This window comes from Paraburkholderia sp. WC7.3g, assembly GCF_050436345.1.
Classification (GTDB): Bacteria; Pseudomonadota; Gammaproteobacteria; order Burkholderiales; family Burkholderiaceae; genus Paraburkholderia; species Paraburkholderia podalyriae.
Window position 1 is genome coordinate 1,118,516 of the sequence record NZ_JBNDMA010000001.1, and the last position, 16,613, is coordinate 1,135,128.

The following is a 16,613-nucleotide window of genomic DNA, read 5'->3' on the forward strand; positions in this document are numbered from 1 at the left end:
TCCCTAATGCCGTTCAGTTAAGCGACTGAACGGCATTTTTTGTTTGTGGCGCAAAGTGGTTGTAAACGTGACGCAGGGGTGTTAACTTTCATCGCCATGCTGGTCGATGATCTACGCCCATTGGTCGAATCACAGCGGCCGTTCGAATGGGACCGGCTGGGGCAGCATCTTCCGTACGAGTGGATCGAATGTGCGGTACAGGCCAGTGCCAGTGCGAGCATTCGTCGGCGCCGGCTACCCGCGCAGCAGGTCGTATGGCTGGTGATTGCGCTGGCGTTGTACCGGCACCAGTCGATCAGTGAGGTCGTTGACGAACTGGACCTTGCCTTACCCACACCGCAAGCGTCATTTGTCAGTAAAAGCGCCATCGCCCAGGCGCGGCAGCGCACCGGCGCCGCTCCTCTGGCGTGGCTGTTTCACGAATCGGCCAGGAACTGGGTCGCGCAGGATCAGGCGAAGTATCTCTTCAAGGGCTTCGCGCTGTTCGCGATGGATGGCACCACGCTGCAAACCGCCGACAGTGCCGCCAACCGCAAGCACTTTGGCGCCTCAGCCGCCACTCATGACCGGGTGGGCAGCTATCCTCAATTGCGCGCAGTCACGCTCACCACCATTGCGACGCGTCTGGTGCGCGATGCCAGCTTCGGTCCTTACGACATCAATGAGATGATCTGGGCGCGTGAGCTTATCCCGCGCGTGCCAGATAACTCCATTACCGTGTTCGACAAGGGGTTCCTGTCGGCCCAGTTGCTATGCAACCTGGTCTCGGGTGGCGAGAACCGGCATTTCATCATCCCGGCCAAGTCCAATACGCGTTGGGAGGTGGTGAGGGGGCACGAAGGGGACCAGATCGTGCGCATGCGCGTTTCGCCGCAGGCACGAACGAAATGCCCGCAACTACCCGAATTCTGGGAGGCTCGCGCGGTGCTTGCCGTCGATGTCCGCGGCAGGCAACGGATCTTGCTGACGTCCCTGACCGATCGACGGCGTTTCAAGGCGGCCGACATCGTGGCGTGCTACGAGCGTCGCTGGCAGATCGAGACCAGCTACCATGAATTGAAGCAGTCGATGCTGGGCATGGAGCTGACGCTTCGCAGTCAGACTGTGCAAGGGGTCTACCAGGAGCTTTGGGGCGCCCTGGTCGCCTACAACCTGATCCGTCTGGAAATAGCCAAAGCCGCGCTTGATGCTGGGCACGCGCCTGAGGATCTGAGCTTTATTCGGGCCTTCCATATCATCCAGTATGAAATGACATGGGCGGCCGTGACGCGCTCGTACGGCAAACTTCCCATGCTGCTGACTCGCTTGCGCGAGCGGCTCAAGCAGCTTCCCAACGAAAAACGGCCCGGGCGCACTTGCGCCCGGGCCGTCAAATCCAGACCTTTCCGTTACACCGTTCGATTCCTGAAGAGAGACCTTAACTGAACGGCATTAGGGCTTCGTCCCGTCTTTTTTTGTTTAGACTACCGACATAGACCGGCCATGCGCCAGCCGCGTGAATGGCGCGGCCCGCAGCCGCTATCGCCCGTATCGAGGAGACATCCATGCCCCACACTCATTACACCACCCTGATCTCCGCGACCAATCTTGCCGAGCGGCTCACGGCCGCGCCGGGCAGCGTCTTCGTGATCGACTGCCGATTCGACCTCGCCGATACCGAGGCGGGCGAGAAAGCCTGGCTGGCCGGCCATCTGCCGGGCGCGCACTATCTGCATCTCGATCGCGATCTGTCCGGGCCGAAGAACGGTTCGAACGGCCGGCATCCGCTACCCGATCGCGCGCGGCTCGTCGATACGCTGGAATCACGTGGGCTGAAGCAAGGTCAACAGGTCGTCGCATATGACGCGCAAGGCGGCATGTACGCGGCGCGCGTCTGGTGGCTGTTGCGCTGGCTCGGACACGACGCGGTCGCGCTGCTCGACGGCGGGCTGCAGGCATGGGAAGCGGCCGGCCAACCGCTGACGCAGGAAGTGCCCGCGCAGAACACCGGCGACTTCAAGGCGGCCGCGCCGCTCGCCGTGACCATCGATACCGCGGCCGTCGAGCGCAACCTCGGCTCGAAGGAGCGGATCGTCGTCGATGCGCGCGCGGCCGATCGCTATCGCGGCGAAAACGAGACGCTCGATCGCGTCGGCGGGCATATCCCGGGCGCGCTGAACCGCTTCTTCAAGGACAACCTGACCGCCGACGGCCGCTTCAAGCCGGCGCACACCCTGCGCGAGGAATTCCACGCGCTGCTCGGCGACACGCCGCCGGAACACGTGGTGCTGCAATGCGGCTCGGGCGTGACCGCATGCGTGAATTCGCTCGCGATGGAGGTTGCCGGCCTGCATGGTTCGGCGCTGTACGCGGGCTCATGGAGCGAATGGAGTTCGGATCCGAGACGGCCCGTGGCAACGGGCGCGAAACCTTGAGCACAAGTCGCGGCAAGTCGTAACCAGGCAGAAAGGCCGTTGCCGCTGCCAGGCGGCAACAGTCTTTATTCATCGGATGTATCGCTAGTCCAACGAGACGCGAGGCTTTCGAGCAGCCCTTCAAGCCACGCCGTGCTGCTTGAACCACACCAGCGTGCGACGCCAGCCATCCTCGGCATCGGCCTTCCTGTAGCTCGGGCGGTAATCGGCGAAAAATGCGTGCCCTGCGTCGTCATAAACGACAAACTGCGAGCCGCGGCCCGCTTGCGGCCCTTGCGCGATCGCCTGCTTCATCTGCGCGAGCGTGTCCTGCGGAATGCTTTGATCCTGACGCCCGTACAGGCCGAGCACCGGCGCATGAAGGTCAGCGACGAGATCGATCGGATTGGCCGGCGTCATCGGATTCTTCGCGCCGGTCACGCCACCATACCAGGCGACCCCCGCCTTCACGCGCGGATTGTGTTCGGCATAGAGCCACGAGATGCGCCCACCCCAGCAGAAGCCGTTCACGCCGAGCCGGTTCAGGTCACCGCCGTTTTCGCCGGCCCATGCAGCGGCCGCGTCGAGGTCGGCCAGCACCTGCTCGTCGGGTACCTTGCTGAGCAGTTGATCGCTCAGTTGCTGGATACTCGTGTAGACGGTCGGATCGCCCTCGCGCTCGAACAGGTTCGGCGCGATCGCCAGATAGCCCAGCTTCGCGAAGCGCCGGCAGACGTCCGCGATATGCTCGTGCACGCCGAAAGCCTCATGCACGACGAGGATCACCGGCAAATGCGTCTTGCCCTTCGGCTGCGCGCGATAGGCCGGTATCAGCGTACCGCCCGAATGGAACGCAACTTCCCCGGCTTCGAGGCCGTCGCTGTCGGTATGGATGGTTTGCGCCGACACTGGCAGCACCGCCGCCGCGAAACCGGTGCCGAGCGCGGCCTTCATGAAGGTGCGCCGATCGAACGGAACGTGCGGCACCAGACAGTCGACTTCAGGCTTCAGCATGTGGCGCTCCTCGAAGAATTGTTTGAGGCAACAGGATACGCCTGGCGCGCATCCCGTTGCAGAATCAACTGAGGAGAACGTCCGCGTGCGTCAGTGCAGCTTGACGCGCGGCAGCGTGGTACGGCGCAACCAGTGCGCGAAGGTGTCGAGGACCATGCGTGGATAGCCATGCAGCGCTACGATATGCAGCCGGTACAGCGACATGTACATGAAGCGCGCGAACAGCCCTTCGATCAGCATATTGCCGCCGATCACTCCGCCCATCAAATTGCCGACCGCGCTGAAGTGCCCGAGCGAAACCAACGAACCGAAGTCGCGATAGGTGAATTCCGGCAGCGGCCTGTTGTCGAGGCGCGCCGCCAGTGCCTTCAGCAGAAAGGTCGCCTGCTGATGCGCGGCCTGCGCGCGCGGCGGCACGTTGCGCTCATTGCCCGGCCACTCGCAGGCCGCGCAGTCACCGAGCGCGAAGATGTTGTCGTCGATCTCGGTTTGGAGCGTGCGGCGCACGACCAGCTGGCCGAGCCGGTTGACCGGCAGCCCGTCGAGCTGACCGAGTACCGCCGGCGCCTTGATGCCCGCCGCCCACACCGTCAGATCGGCGCGCACCGTGTGACCGCTGGCGGTGCGGATGTAGCCCGGCGCGACCTCGGCCACGGTCTCGCCGATCATCAGCTTCACGCCAAGCTTGGTCAGCAATTCGGCGGTGGCCGTAGAAACGCGCTCCTGCAACGCGGGCAGAATGCGCGGCCCCGCCTCGATCAGCACGATGCCGACGTCATGCCGCGGATCGAGCTTGTGCAAGCCGTACGCGGACAACACCTGCGCCGTATTGCGCAACTCCGCCGACAACTCGACCCCCGTCGCGCCGCCGCCGACAATCGCCACCTGAATGCGCGGCTCGCTGGAGGTCGACGTGCCGGGTCCCGGTCTCGACTCGACGGGCTCGTGCACCTGATGTTCGGCGCGTATGCAAGCCGCGATCAGGCGCTTGCGGAAGCGCTCGGCCTGACTCACCGTATCGAGTGCGATGGAGAATTCGGCCGCGCCCTTGACGCCGAAGAAGGCCGTCGTACTGCCAATCGCGACGACCAGCGTGTCGTATTCGAGCTCGCGTTCGGGCAGCAGTTCGGCGCCGTCGTCGTCGAGCACAGTGCCGAGCGTGATGCGCCGGTTCGCGCGGTCGAGCCCGGTCAGCTCGCCTTGCTGGAACTCGAAGCCATGCCAGCGCGCCTGCGCCGCGTACTCGAGCTCCTGCGTGAACGGGTCCATGCTGCCCGCCGCCACCTCGTGCAGCAGCGGTTTCCAGATATGGGTCGGATAGCGGTCGACCAGCGTGACCTGGGCCTGCGGGCGGCTCCCTTTCTTGCGGGAACCATAGCGATCGCCAAGGCGAGTCGCCAGTTCCAGTCCTCCCGCACCTCCGCCAACGACGATAAATCGATGCATTGCACTTCTCCGTGTAGCCGATGAATTATCTGTCGCGACGCCGCGCATGAATGCGCCGTCCCGAACCGATTGTCCTCGACCCGCACGAGAAGTCACAAGTCGCCAAAACGCATGTGTGACATGCGCACGACGTTATCGTGCGCTGATCGTGCTCATGTCACAGGCAAGTCAATGCGCCTCCTCCCAGTTCAGGCCCGCGCCAACTTCTGCGACGAGCGGCACCTTCAGCGCGGCGACGCCGCACATCAGCTCGGGCAGGCGCTTGCGGACTTCGGACAACTCAGCGTCAGGTACTTCGAGAATCAGTTCGTCGTGCACCTGCATGATCATGCGCGTGCCGATCTTCGAGTCTTCGATCCAGTTCTGCACGGCAATCATCGACATCTTGATCAGGTCGGCCGCGGTGCCCTGCATCGGCGCATTGATCGCGGCACGCTCGGCGGCCTGGCGGCGCGGACCGTTGCCGCCGTTGATCTCGGGCAGCCACAGACGGCGGCCGAACACCGTTTCGACGTAGCCCTTCGCCTTCGCGCTCGAACGCGTCTCGTCCATATAGCGCGCGACACCAGGATAGCGCGCGAAGTAGCGGTCGATATACATCTTCGCCGCATCGCGCGTGATGCCGAGGTTCGACGCGAGGCCGAACGCGCTCATGCCGTAGATGAGACCAAAGTTGATGACCTTCGCGACGCGCCGCTGATCGCTCGACACTTCGAGCGGCGTCACGCTGAAGATTTCCGACGCGGTCGCGCGGTGAATGTCCTCGCCGTGCGAGAACGCGCGCATCAGCGCTTCGTCGCCGGAGATGTGCGCCATGATGCGCAATTCGATCTGCGAATAGTCGGCGGATACGAGCTTGCGCCCCGGCGGCGCGATGAACGCCTCGCGAATGCGGCGGCCCTCGCCGGTACGCACCGGAATGTTCTGCAGGTTCGGATCGTTCGACGCGAGCCTCCCGGTCACAGCGACGGCCTGCGCGTAGTTCGTATGCACGCGGCCCGTTTGCGGATTGACCATGCGCGGCAGCTTGTCGGTATAGGTGGACTTCAGCTTCGACAGGCCGCGATGTTCGAGCAGGATCTTAGGCAACGGATAGTCTTCCGCGAGCTTCTGCAACACCTCTTCGTCGGTGGACGGCGCGCCGCTCGGCGTCTTCTTGATGACCGGCAGTTCGAGCTTCTCGAAGAAAATCTGACCGATCTGCTTCGGCGAGCCGAGGTTGAATTCGCCGCCGGCCAGCTCGTACGCCTTGGCTTCGAGCTCGATCAGACGCGTGGCGATCTCACTGCTCTGCTGACGCAATTTCTCCGCGTCGATCAGCACCCCGGTGCGCTCCATCTTGCGCAGCACACGCGAGGTCGGCACTTCGATCTCGCGATATACGTGCTCGAGTGTCTTCTCTGCGGCGACCTGCGGATGCAAGGCCTGATGCAAACGGAGCGTGATGTCGGCGTCTTCGGCCGCGTATTCGGCGGCTTTGTCGAGCGCGACCTCGTCGAAGCCGATCTGCTGCGCGCCCTTGCCCGCGACCTCTTCGTACTTGATCGTCTTCACGCCGAGATGGCGCAGCGCGAGGCTGTCCATGTCGTGCGTGCGATGCGATTCGAGTACGTATGATTGCAGCAGCGTGTCATGCTCGACGCCGCGCATTTCGATGCCGTAATTCGCGAGCACCTGTTCGTCATACTTCAGATGCTGGCCGACCTTCTTGTGGTCCGCGCTTTCGAGCCACGGCTTGAGCTTCGCGAGCACTTCGTCGCGCGGCAACTGTACCGGCGCGTCGGGGCCGCGATGCGCAAGCGGCACATATGCCGCACGGCCCGCTTCGACCGACAGCGACAAGCCGACGATCTGCGCGATCATCGGATCGAGCGACGTGGTCTCGGTGTCGAACGAAGTCAGCTCGGCCGCGTTGATCTTATCGAGCCACGTGTCGAGCTGCTCCCGGGTTTGCACGGTCTCGTAGTGGCGTTCGTGATCGACGGACAACGCGGGCGGCACGTCGGTTTCCGGGCCTTCGACCGCATCGGCGATTTCGACTTCGCGCAACCACGTCTTGAAGCCGTGACGCGTGAAGACCTCGCGCAACTCTCCGCGCGACTCGGGAAGACTCGGCAAACTTTCCTCGATCGACACGATGTGCCCGGTCAGATCGCAATGACGCTCGACCGTGACGAGCTTGCGCGCCATCGGCAAAAAGTCCAGCGCGCGGCGCAGATTCTCGCCGACCGCGCCCTTGATCTCGCTCGCATGCCCGACAATGCCGTCCAGCGACTCATACTGCGTCAACCATTTGACGGCGGTTTTCGGGCCACATTTCTCGACGCCGGGCACGTTGTCGACCGTATCGCCGATCAGCGACAGATAATCGATAATGCGCTCCGGCGGCACACCGAACTTCGCGACCACGGCGTCGCGGTCGAGCGTTTCGTTGGTCATCGTATTGACGAGCGTCACGCGGTTCGACACGAGCTGCGCGAGGTCCTTGTCACCGGTCGACACGACCACGTTCATGCCGAGCTTTTCCGCCTCGGTGCACAGCGTGCCGATCACGTCATCCGCTTCGACGCGCTCAATCATCAGCAGCGGCCAGCCGAGGGCACGCACCGCGACGTGAATCGGCTCGATCTGCCGGGCAAGATCTTCCGGCATCGACGGACGGTTCGCCTTGTAATCCGGATACCAGTCGTCGCGAAACGTTTTGCCCTTGGCGTCGAACACGCACGCGCTATACTCTGCTGTGACTTCCTTGCGCATGCGCCGCAGCATGTTGATCATCCCATAGAGCGCACCTGTGGGGCCACCCTCGGGACCGCGCAGATCAGGCATCGCATGGTAGGCCCGGTATAGATAACTCGAACCGTCGACCAACAGCAGGGTCTTACCTTCAAGGCTTCGTTCTTCAGGCATTATGACTAAGAGAAAAGTGATTCCGAGTCTGCGATCGCTCGCAGATCAAGAGCGCGCAACGGCCAAAAAAGCCCGCGCATCGTGGCAGATGTTCACGATTATGGCAGAGTTTATCGAGGCGACCGAGTACCTGTCGGAGATTCGCCCGGCGGTCAGCATCTATGGTTCGGCGCGCCTGAAACCGAACTCGCCGTACTACAAACTCGCCACGCAGATCGCGCGCAAATTGTCGGATGCGGGCTTCGCGGTGATCTCCGGCGGCGGCCCCGGCATCATGGAAGCGGCCAACAAGGGCGCGCATGCGGGCAAGGCGCCTTCGGTCGGTCTGAACATCGAGTTGCCGCACGAGCAGTCGGGCAACCAGTGGCAGGACATCTCGCTGCGCTTCCGCCATTTCTTCACGCGCAAGGTCACGTTCGTGAAGAATTCGGACGCAGTCATCGTGATGCCCGGCGGCTTCGGCACGCTCGACGAACTGGCCGAAGTGCTCACGCTGATTCAGACCAAGAAGTCCCGCCACGTGCCGATCATTCTGGTCGGCGCCGAGTTCTGGGAGGGTCTGCTCGCATGGTTCAAGAGTTCGCTGATCCCGATGGGTTTGATCAATCCGACCGACATCGATCTGATGCAGGTGATCGACAATCCGGACCAGGTGCTCGATGCGGTGCTCAAGTTCTACGAAGACCGCGAGGAAGGCGAAGTTCATCCGGTCAAGTCGGAAGAAGACCGGATGTTCTACCTGTGATGGCATGACGCTGCGCGCCTCGCATTACGCGTAGCACGATGCTCCTCGTCGCGCACATGGCGGGCAGCCTTCGGGCTGCCCGCTTTCGTTTTGCAGGCCAGTTTGCCGCGCGCTTACTGTCGACCGCATTGGCGAATCATTCGTCTTGCACGCGTGCCGTCCGGCGCTAACCTGCTCGGCCTGTACTCGAATCTTGCAATATGAACAACGAACTCACCTCGCCCGAAGCCGCGCTCGCGCCCACGCCCACGCCCACGCCCACGCCCACGCCCACGCCCACGCCGACATTGTGTGAGATCTTCGGCGGCTTTCTCCGCCTCGGCCTCATTTCATTCGGCGGCGCGTTGCCGCTCGCGCGCCGCGCGCTCGTCGAACAACGCCGTTGGCTCACCAGTGACGAATTCACCGACCTGCTCGGCCTATGTCAATTCCTGCCAGGCGGCAACGTGATCAATTTGTCCGTCGCGATCGGCATGCGCTTTCGCGGCGTGGCCGGCGCGCTGGCCGGTTTGCTCGGCTTGATCGCCGGGCCTTCGCTGGTGGTGATCGGGCTCGGCGTGTTGTACGAGCACACGCAGAACGATCCGCACGTGCGTCATCTGTTCGCGGGGCTCGCCGCGGCGGCCTCGGGCCTGCTGATTTCGATGGCGTTCAAGATGGTGCTGCCGTTGCGCAACAAGCCGCTTGCCGCGCTGATCGCCGGGCTCGGCTTCGTCGCGATTGCCGTGCTGCGATTGCCGCTGCTGCCGACGATGCTGGTGCTCACGCCGCTCAGCATCTATGTTGCAGCAAGGAGCGCGCGATGAATGACACGCTCGTTTCTCTCGCGGCGATTTTCAGCCAGCTGTCGCTGCTCGCGTTCGGCGGCGGCAATACGATCCTTCCGGAGATGCAGCGGCAGGTGGTCGACGTGCATCACTGGATGCCGGCCAGCGAGTTCAGCGCGCTGTTCGCGCTCGCTCAAGCCGCGCCCGGCCCGAATCTGATGATCGTCACGCTGATCGGCTGGCATGTTGCCGGTTGGCCCGGCATGCTCGTCACCTCTTTTGCGAAGTTCGGGCCGTCGTCGCTCGTGACGATTCTCGCGATGCATGCATGGGACCGCTTCAAGGACCGACCGTGGCGCCGCTATGCGCAGCTTGGACTCGTGCCGGTGACGGCCGGTCTCGTCGCGGCGAGCGCGGCGCTGATCGCGCGCGCGTCGAGCCCGACCGCGATAGCGTGGGCGATTACCGCGTTCACGGCCGTGATGGCGACGAAGACGCGGATTCATCCGCTATGGCTACTGGCCGCGGGAAGCCTGATCGGGTTGACCGGGTTCGGGCAGGGTTGAACCGGCAAGCGTTCCCGCAACAACCAACGAAGCCGATTGATAAGGACGGCTATGCTCCGTTCGATCAGCGAGAACGCCTCACCCGTTATTGCCATTTCTTTCCCGCTGAAACAGAAAGTTCCGGTAGGCCAAACTCGGCCTGAGTTACTGAAAGGCCACTTCCGCGAAACTCCGCAGCTTGCGGCTATGCAACCGATGCAGCCCGTTCATCCGCAACAGTTCCATCGCCTTCACGCCGATCTGCAGATGCTGATCGACCTGCGCGCGATAGAACTGATCGGCCATGCCCGGCAGCTTCAGCTCGCCGTGCAGCGGCTTGTCCGACACGCACAGCAACGTGCCGTAAGGCACGCGGAAGCGGAAGCCGTTCGCGGCGATCGTCGCGCTTTCCATATCGAGCGCGATCGCGCGGCTCTGCGACAGCCGCTGCACCGGCTCGCGATGATCGCGCAGCTCCCAGTTGCGATTGTCGACGCTCGCCACCGTGCCGGTGCGCATCACGCGCTTCAGCTCGACGCCATCGAGCTGCGTGACCTGCGCGACCGCGCGCTCGAGCGCGACCTGCACTTCGGCGAGCGCCGGTATCGGTACCCACAGCGGCAGATCGGCATCGAGCACATGATCTTCGCGCACATAGCCGTGCGCGAGCACGTAGTCGCCAAGACGCTGCGTGTTGCGCAGCCCCGCGCAGTGGCCGAGCATGATCCATGCATGCGGACGCAGCACCGCGATGTGATCGGTGATCGTCTTCGCATTCGACGGACCGACCCCAATGTTGATCATCGTGATGCCGCTGCCGTCCGCGCGTTTCAGGTGATACGCGGGCATCTGCGGCAGACGTGGCGGCGGCGTACCCTCCCGCGCCTGCTCGCCGAGATTCTCGTTATACGTGACGACGTCGCCGGGCTCGACGAACGACGTGTATTCGCTGCGATAGGCGCGCAACTCGTCGTCGCCGGTACGGGCCATCATGTCGCGGCCGAGCTTCACGAATTCGTCGATATAGAACTGGTAGTTCGTGTACAGCACGTAGTTCTGGACATGCGTCGGCGCCGTCGCCGTGTAGTGCTTCAGCCGATGCAGCGAAAAATCGACGCGCGCCGCCGTAAACAATGCGAGCGGATGCGGCTCGCCCGGCAGCGGCTCGTACGTGCCGTTGACGATGCGGTCGTCGAGCAGCGCGAGATCGGGGGTATCGAAGATGTCGCGCATCAGGAACAGGCGCTCGCGGTCCAGATCGCCTTCGAGGTGGATGCCCTCGGCGAACGCGAAATGAATCGGAATCGGGTGGTCCGACACGCCGACCTCGATCTGCACGTGATGGTTCTTCGCCAGCAGCCGCAGCTGCTCGCGATAGTAGTTGCCGAACAGGTCGGGTCGCGTGACGGTCGTCTCGAACACGCCCGGCCCCGCGACGAACCCGTAGGAGCGACGCGAATCGACGTGCGTGTTGACCTCGGTACGCACGCGCACGAACGGATAGCAGGCGCGCACGCGATGGTCGAACTGCTCGTTGCGGCGATAGCGCGCGAACGCATCGCGCAGAAACGACGTGTTCGCCTCGTAGATCGCGGCGAGGCGGGTGACGGCTTCGGCCGCGTCGTCGAAGCCTTCGGTCGGGAAGCTGTTGGCGGGAGTCTGCACCGTGCGCTGATTGATATCGTTGTTGATCATCATCGTTCACCCTTTTCGATGAGACGACATTACCATGGAACCCGCTGTTGCCAAATGTCGACGGCGACGCTAGCAACAGCGCTCGCGAGAACCCGCGCCTGTTGCGCGAAAGCGGCGCAAAATAAAGACTTCGCGGCCGTACGTCAGGCCGGATTTGCTAGAATCGGGCATCCAATCGGAGAATCACCATGAAGCCGCACCTTCCCATCGCTGTTGCGCTGGCTCTCGCCTTCAGCAGCGCCGCGATGGCTGCCCAGCCCGTCGACGAACCGCCGCCCGCCGACGCGCCTCAGTCCGCCAATGAACGGGCCGGTCTACCGGACCTGGGCAAGATCAATCGTCCGGGCGCAGAGGCCAGTTCGAAGGTCGACATCAACGTCCCGCGCACGCCGAGCTTTCACGAAGTCAGCCCGAACGGCACTGAAATCACTGAATACCGCGACAAGGGCAAGCCGGTCGAAATCAACGTGCAATCGAATTTCGGCACCCGCTACCAGATGAGCGCGTCGCCCGACACGTCGCCCTCCGTCCACGACAGCGGCAAGCCCAGTACGCGCTTGCCGTCGGTGAATCTCCACTATTGATCGTTGCGAAAGCGGCGCGCCGGCAACGGCGGCCGCGGCGCTGCCGTGCCCCGATTACACCCTATCGCGGCCGTTTCGCGATGAACCCGCGCTGAATGCGGCGACGCTTACTACCTCGCCGTTCCGCACTCGCCGCCCGATCCCGCCACATTCATTTGTCTCACCTCGCACTGGCCGCACCGCGCCAGCCCGAACAACCCTGATCCGACGTTTTCGCATGGCCGTCTTTACCGTTGTCAACGAATCCCAACTCGCAGAATGGATGAGCCACTACGATCTCGGCGATGTCGTCGAGTTTCGTGGCATTTCGTCCGGCATTGAAAACAGCAACTTCTTTCTGACGACGACGCGCGGCGAATACGTGCTGACGATTTTCGAAAAGCTGACAGCTGAACAACTGCCGTTCTATCTGGACCTGATGCGGCACCTCGCCGCCCATCGCGTGCCGGTACCGGATCCGATGCCGCGCCTCGACGGCGCGCTGTTCGGCGTGCTGCTCGGCAAACCCGCCACCATCGTGACGAAGCTCGAAGGCGCGCCCGAGCTCGCGCCAGGCGTCGAGCATTGCGTCGAGGTCGGCCAGATGCTCGCGCGCATGCACCTCGCTGGCCGCGACTATCCGCGCTATCAGCCGAACCTGCGCAGCCTGCCGTGGTGGCGCGAAACCGTGCCGACGATCCTGCCGTACCTCGAAGGCGAGCAGCGCGATCTGCTGGCGTCCGAGCTTGCGCATCAGGAAGCGTTTTTCGCCTCGGCCGATTACGCGGCAATGCCCGCGGGCCCGTGCCACGCCGACCTGTTCCGCGACAACGCGATGTTCGCGCACGCGGCGCCCGACACCGGGCACGAAGTGCGGCTGGGTGGTTTCTTCGACTTCTATTTCGCCGGCTGCGACAAGTTGCTGTTCGACGTCGCGGTGACGGTCAACGACTGGTGCGTCGATCTCGCGACCGGCAAGCTCGACACCGCACGCACCGAGGCGCTGTTGCGCGCGTACCAGACGGTGCGGCCGTTCACCGTCGAGGAAAACCATCACTGGGGCGACATGCTGCGTGCAGGCGCGTACCGTTTCTGGGTCTCGCGCCTGTATGATTTTCATTTGCCGCGCGCGGCCGAACTGCTCAAGCCGCACGACCCCGGCCATTTCGAACGCATTCTGCGCGAGCGCCTGCAGGGCGTCGCGAATCCAGGCATCCATACCTCATGCAACTGATCGAAGTTCCCGCGAAAACCGGCTACGTATGGTTCCGCCAGGGCATCTGGCTGTTCCGCAAGAATCCGCTCGCCTTCCTGACGCTGTTCTTCACCTATTTGCTGGTGATGACGCTGGTGTCGCAGATTCCGGTGGTCGGCGGAGTATTGCCGCTGCTGTTCATTCCAGGCGTCGCGGTCGGCTTCATGGCCGCGTGCCGCAACACGATCGCCGGCAAACCGGTGTTTCCGACCATTCTCGTGGACGGCTTCCATTCGTATGGCCCGGTGGTCGCGCGGCGGCTGCTCGTGCTCGGCGTGCTGTATGTGATCGCGATGGCGCTCGTGCTGGCCGGCTCGGCGCTCGCCGACGGCGGCATGCTGCTGAAAGTGATGCTCGGCAGTGCGTCGGTGGATGAGAACGCGATCGCCAACAGCAATATCCCGCTCGCGGTGATCACCGCGCTCGCGTTCTATGTGCCGGTCGCGATGTTGTTCTGGTTCTCGCCGATCCTCGCCGCCTGGCACGACGTGCCGCCCGTCAAGGCGATGTTCTTCAGTGTCGTCAGTTGCTGGCGCAATCGCGGCGCTTTCATCGTGTTCGCGGCGCTGTGGTTCGCGGTCGCGACGATCGTGTCGCTCGGGCTGTCCACGTTGATGCAGGCGCTCGGCGCGGCGGACTTCGCGTTCGCGATCCTGATGCCCGCGACGATGATCGTCACGACGATGCTGTACTGCTCGTTCTACGCGACCTATCGCGGCTGCTTCGGCGTGCAGACGCCGCAAACGCCGGATCTGCCGACCACGCCGGCGGCCTGATCCGCCGTTCCCGCGCGGGTGCTGTTCTGGCGCCCGCGCGCCGCGTCTCCCACGCGCATCTTCCCGACGTTTGTGTCGAAACACCTGGTCCCGACGCTCGGCATCCTGAATCGATTTGCGGCACAATGTTTTGCGTGCAATCCATTTGCACGCTCTTCTAGCCGAGACGGTTCATGACCCAGCGCCCCGCCCTTCCTTTCACGCTCGACGAGCAAGTCTGCTTCGCGCTCTACTCGACCTCGCTCGCGATGACGAAAGCGTACAAGCCGCTGCTCGAAAACCTCGGACTCACGTATCCGCAGTACCTGGCGATGCTCGTGCTGTGGGAAACCGACGACGTCACCGTCAAGGACATGGCCGGGCGCCTGAATCTCGATCCGGCGACGGTCACGCCGCTGCTCAAGCGCCTCGAAACGCAGGGACTCGTCGAGCGCGTCCGCGGCACCGACGATGAGCGCCTCGTGTATATCCGTCTCACGGGCGCGGGCAAGGCGCTCAAGCGTCAGGCACGCGACGTGCCCGGCGAAATCCTCTGCGCGACGCAGCAGACGCCGGACTTCCTGCTGCGTCTGCGCGACGACCTCACACGCCTGCGCACGACGCTCAACGATTTCATGGACCAGTAGTGCGAAAACTGAAAAAGACTGGTTCTCGCGTCATCGTGAAATTAATTTGCACACAAATTATTTGTGTACTATCTTAAGCGCATGCCGCTTCGCTAGCGCTTCGCCAGAGCCGCGAACCGGCAGCTAGTGGCAAATCTGCCCAACCCTTACATCCCAGACCAGGAGCCGCACCATGAACATCCTCTACAAGGCAAGCGCAACGAGCACGGGTGGCCGCGACGGCCGCGCCGTGTCGTCGGACAATGCGTTGGACGTGAAGCTGGCAGCGCCGCGTGAGCTCGGTGGCACTGGCGCGGCGGGCACCAATCCGGAACAACTGTTTGCGGCGGGCTACTCGGCCTGTTTCCTGAGCGCGATGAAGTTCGTCGCGGGCCAGCGCAAGCAGGCGCTGCCTGCGGACACGCAGGTTTCCGCCGACGTCGGCATCGGTCCGAACGACAACGGCGGTTTCGCGCTCGACATTGATCTGCGCATCTCGCTGCCGGGCCTGGCTCCAGACGCAGCGCAGGAACTGGTCGACGCAGCGCACCAGGTCTGCCCGTACTCGAACGCCACGCGTAACAACGTCGCGGTCCGTCTGCACGTCGCTTGAATTCCGCTCGGCCGTCGCGCTGATCGAAACACCCATCGCGAACCGCTCACGGCGTACCATCCGGCGCCGTCGCGACCAGCGCCCGCAGCCTGCACAATACCCGCCGCGATCTGCGCAACACGGATCATGCCGCGCCGAACAACCATCTGCGCATGGGCACGGCGAGCTTCCTCGCGAAGGATCTCGGCGTCGACTGACGGCTCGGCGAGCGCTATTTCGCCGATCCGCTGAACGACTTCGATTTCTCGGCGAACAACGGCGGCTGGCGGTTGGCTGCCTGGACCGGGCGCGTCGCGCAACCTTATTTCCGCATTTTCAATCCAGGCGCTTTATCAAACGATCTCTACCCCAACCCACCACGTAGCCGGCAAAATGGATTCACGCGCCGTGTCTGGCGGGCGCAGAACGGCTCGCGGAGTTCGGCATGGTGCCAGGCGCGAACGATCCCGAACCGAGCGTCGATCACGCACAGGCGCGCGAGCGCACATTGGCCAGATACGGAAAGTGAGTGCCCGCTCACATCATTGAATAAGAACGTTTGAAGGGGATGAAGATGCGCCGTCTGCCGTCGCTGCTCGTGTTTCTGATCCTGACGCTGGCGCCGGCTGGGCTGCGAGTCTGTCGCTGCCGGACGCGTGGTACACGGGCTTGCAAAAGCCGGCGTTCAATCCGCCGAACTGGGTTTTCCCGCCGGTTTGGACCGTGCTTTACGTGTTGATGGCGTTTTCCGCATGGCGCGTGTGGAAGCGCGACGGCCTGACCGCGGCGATCGTATTGTGGGTCGTGCAGTTGCTATTCAATGCCGCGTGGATGTGGCTGTTTTTCGGCCTGCATCGGCCGGAGGCGGGGCTCGTCGAGATCCTGATCCTGCTGGTGCTGATCGTGATGCTGACGTATGTGTTCTGGCGGCGCGATCGCCTCGCGGGCATTCTGCTCGTGCCGTATGTCGCGTGGGTCGCGTATGCGGCGCTCGTCAATTACGCGTTGTGGCAGCTGAATCCGGCTGCTTGAGCGGAGCCCGCCAAGCGGGCGCGAAGGCTCCGTGATGAAAAGTCAAAGTCGGCTTAGCCGTAGTGCTGGCTCATCCACGACGGCTGACGCACATTCGCTTCGCCATCGAGCTTGCGCATGCGGAATTCGAGGTCGTAGAGATCGGTGGCTTCAGCGAGATAGGCGTCAGCACGCTCTTTCGCGAGTTGGTCCGGCGACTTGGTCAAAAAGAGGAACAGACGGCTAATCAGGTACATGGTCGACCTCCGCAAATGAGACTAGGCGTTAACGCCTAG

At 63.3% G+C, this 16,613-nt stretch carries 16 protein-coding genes and 1 pseudogene; 12 read left to right on the forward strand and 5 right to left on the reverse strand.

Annotated features, from left to right (window positions below):
* Window positions 1–96: 96 nt before the first annotated feature.
* Entirely contained in the window at window positions 97–1,425 is a 1,329-nt protein-coding gene (locus OKW43_RS05230) for an IS4 family transposase (RefSeq protein ID WP_429447332.1), read from the forward strand.
* A 119-nt stretch (window positions 1,426–1,544) separates the two neighbouring features.
* Window positions 1,545–2,414, forward strand: a complete 870-nt coding sequence (locus OKW43_RS05235; protein WP_187637735.1) for a sulfurtransferase — start codon at window positions 1,545–1,547, stop codon at window positions 2,412–2,414.
* A 120-nt stretch (window positions 2,415–2,534) separates the two neighbouring features.
* Here OKW43_RS05235 and OKW43_RS05240 read toward each other — a convergent pair whose 3' ends face one another.
* From OKW43_RS05240 to polA, 3 genes are all read right to left on the reverse strand, one after another.
* Window positions 2,535–3,407 carry a dienelactone hydrolase family protein gene (locus OKW43_RS05240; protein ID WP_429445666.1) on the reverse strand — a complete coding sequence of 291 codons (873 nt, stop codon included), beginning with the start codon at window positions 3,405–3,407 and terminating at the stop codon, window positions 2,535–2,537.
* Window positions 3,408–3,497: 90 nt separating this feature from the next.
* Window positions 3,498–4,853, reverse strand: coding sequence for an NAD(P)/FAD-dependent oxidoreductase (locus tag OKW43_RS05245; protein ID WP_429445668.1), 1,356 nt, complete (start codon window positions 4,851–4,853; stop codon window positions 3,498–3,500).
* 168 nt (window positions 4,854–5,021) lie between these two features.
* Window positions 5,022–7,763, reverse strand: a complete 2,742-nt coding sequence (gene polA / locus OKW43_RS05250; RefSeq protein WP_429445670.1) for a DNA polymerase I — start codon at window positions 7,761–7,763, stop codon at window positions 5,022–5,024.
* 1 nt (window position 7,764) lies between these two features.
* On the opposite strand from polA, the gene OKW43_RS05255 reads away from it, so the two are divergent.
* The 3 genes from OKW43_RS05255 to OKW43_RS05265 all read left to right on the forward strand — a co-directional run bounded on the left by OKW43_RS05255 (window position 7,765) and on the right by OKW43_RS05265 (window position 9,841).
* Window positions 7,765–8,508 (forward strand): TIGR00730 family Rossman fold protein, encoded by a 744-nt coding sequence (locus OKW43_RS05255; RefSeq protein WP_187637731.1) that lies wholly within the window; start codon window positions 7,765–7,767, stop codon window positions 8,506–8,508.
* A 200-nt stretch (window positions 8,509–8,708) separates the two neighbouring features.
* Window positions 8,709–9,314 carry a chromate transporter gene (locus OKW43_RS05260; protein WP_429445673.1) on the forward strand — a complete coding sequence of 202 codons (606 nt, stop codon included), beginning with the start codon at window positions 8,709–8,711 and terminating at the stop codon, window positions 9,312–9,314.
* The gene (locus OKW43_RS05265) at window positions 9,311–9,841 is read left to right on the forward strand and encodes a chromate transporter (RefSeq protein ID WP_429445675.1); all 531 of its coding nucleotides are present in this window, start codon (window positions 9,311–9,313) and stop codon (window positions 9,839–9,841) included. Before OKW43_RS05260 ends, OKW43_RS05265 begins: the two co-directional genes overlap by 4 nt.
* A gap of 144 nt (window positions 9,842–9,985) precedes the next feature.
* On the opposite strand, the gene OKW43_RS05270 is transcribed toward OKW43_RS05265, so the two are convergent.
* Complete coding sequence (locus tag OKW43_RS05270) at window positions 9,986–11,512, reverse strand: AMP nucleosidase (protein WP_376776462.1); 1,527 nt, start codon at window positions 11,510–11,512, stop codon at window positions 9,986–9,988.
* 191 nt (window positions 11,513–11,703) lie between these two features.
* On the opposite strand from OKW43_RS05270, the gene OKW43_RS05275 reads away from it, so the two are divergent.
* The 7 genes and pseudogenes from OKW43_RS05275 (at window position 11,704) to OKW43_RS05305 (ending at window position 16,338) form a co-directional block, all read left to right on the forward strand.
* Window positions 11,704–12,099 (forward strand): hypothetical protein, encoded by a 396-nt coding sequence (locus OKW43_RS05275; RefSeq protein ID WP_187637728.1) that lies wholly within the window; start codon window positions 11,704–11,706, stop codon window positions 12,097–12,099.
* A gap of 217 nt (window positions 12,100–12,316) precedes the next feature.
* Window positions 12,317–13,312, forward strand: a complete 996-nt coding sequence (locus OKW43_RS05280; RefSeq protein ID WP_429445677.1) for a homoserine kinase — start codon at window positions 12,317–12,319, stop codon at window positions 13,310–13,312.
* The gene (locus OKW43_RS05285; RefSeq protein WP_187637726.1) at window positions 13,303–14,109 is read left to right on the forward strand and encodes a BPSS1780 family membrane protein; all 807 of its coding nucleotides are present in this window, start codon (window positions 13,303–13,305) and stop codon (window positions 14,107–14,109) included. Before OKW43_RS05280 ends, OKW43_RS05285 begins: the two co-directional genes overlap by 10 nt.
* 173 nt (window positions 14,110–14,282) lie before the next feature.
* A complete protein-coding gene (locus OKW43_RS05290) occupies window positions 14,283–14,735 on the forward strand; it encodes a MarR family winged helix-turn-helix transcriptional regulator (protein ID WP_187637725.1) in 453 nt (150 codons plus the stop codon).
* A 172-nt stretch (window positions 14,736–14,907) separates the two neighbouring features.
* Window positions 14,908–15,327, forward strand: a complete 420-nt coding sequence (locus OKW43_RS05295) for an organic hydroperoxide resistance protein (protein ID WP_187637724.1) — start codon at window positions 14,908–14,910, stop codon at window positions 15,325–15,327.
* A gap of 137 nt (window positions 15,328–15,464) precedes the next feature.
* Window positions 15,465–15,835 (forward strand): annotated as a pseudogene (locus OKW43_RS05300) (FAD-binding domain-containing protein); the annotation flags it as partial.
* A gap of 140 nt (window positions 15,836–15,975) precedes the next feature.
* Entirely contained in the window at window positions 15,976–16,338 is a 363-nt protein-coding gene (locus OKW43_RS05305; protein WP_429445681.1) for a TspO/MBR family protein, read from the forward strand.
* Between the two features lie 53 nt (window positions 16,339–16,391).
* Here OKW43_RS05305 and OKW43_RS05310 read toward each other — a convergent pair whose 3' ends face one another.
* Window positions 16,392–16,574, reverse strand: a complete 183-nt coding sequence (locus tag OKW43_RS05310; RefSeq protein ID WP_187637723.1) for a DUF3563 family protein — start codon at window positions 16,572–16,574, stop codon at window positions 16,392–16,394.
* Window positions 16,575–16,613 lie beyond the last annotated feature (39 nt).